The following is a 1,085-nucleotide window of genomic DNA, read 5'->3' on the forward strand; positions in this document are numbered from 1 at the left end:
GTCCAGTCAAAGCTGTATGGTGCAGTAGTATCAGTTCCGAGTAAAGAAGTTCCGTTGTAGAAATCGACTTTGGCAATTGTTCCATCAGTGTCAGTAGCAACTGAAGTAATTGAGATGTTGTCACCCTGGGTAAACTGGGAGTTTGTGCTAGGAGCAGTGATAGTCACTTTCGGAGCTTCGTTAGCTTTTTCAGTTACATTGATCACTACAGGTGATGAAACAGCAGCGGTTCCTTTATTATCGGTTGCTTTAGCAGTGATGGAAAAGTTTCCAATAGGAAGATTAATCCAATCAAAGCTGTATGGCGCAGAAGTATCAGTTCCCAGTAAAGAAGTTCCATTGTAGAAATCGACTTTAACAATTGTACCGTCTGAATCGGTAGCATTTGCAGTGATGCTAAGTTGATCTCCCTGGATGAACTGGGAGTTTGTGCTAGGAGCAGTGATAGCCACTTTCGGAGCATCGTTAGCTTTTTCAATTACATTGATCACTACAGGTGCTGACACAGTTGCTGCTCCTTTATTGTCTGTTGCTTTAGCGGTGATGGAGAAGTTTCCAATAGGAAGATTTGTCCAGTCAAAGCTGTATGGCGCAGAAGTGTCAGTTCCCAGTAAAGAAGTTTCGTTGTAAAAATCGACTTTGGCAATTGTTCCATCAGTGTCAGTTGCAACTGAAGTAATGGAGATGTTGTCACCCTGGATAAACTGAGAGCTTGTGCCAGGAGCGGTGATAGTCACTTTCGGAGCTTCGTTAGCTTTTTCAATTACATAGATCACTATAGGTGCTGACACAGTTGCTGCTCCTTTATTATCGGTTGCTTTAGCAGTGATGGAGAAGTTTCCAATAGGAAGATTTGTCCAGTCAAAGCTGTATGGCGCAGAAGTGTCAGTTCCCAATAAAGTAGTTCCATTGTAGAATTCCACTTTAGAGATTGTACCGTCAGTGTCAGTTGCTACTGATGTAATGGAGATATTGTCACCCTGGATGAACTGGGAGTTTGTGCTAGGAGCAGTGATAGTCACTTTCGGAGCTTCGTTAGCTTTTTCAATTACATTGATCACTATAGGTGCTGACACAGTAGCGGT

General features: G+C 42.7%; 1 protein-coding gene. It reads right to left on the bottom strand.

Going from position 1 to position 1,085, the window contains the following annotated elements:
• Positions 1-1,085: Ig-like domain-containing protein (locus BVH02_RS21530; RefSeq protein WP_169712855.1), on the bottom strand; the 1,085-nt coding region annotated here is incomplete at both ends.

It is taken from the genome of Algoriphagus ratkowskyi (genome assembly GCF_002150505.1).
GTDB classification, from domain to species: domain Bacteria; phylum Bacteroidota; class Bacteroidia; order Cytophagales; family Cyclobacteriaceae; genus Algoriphagus; species Algoriphagus ratkowskyi.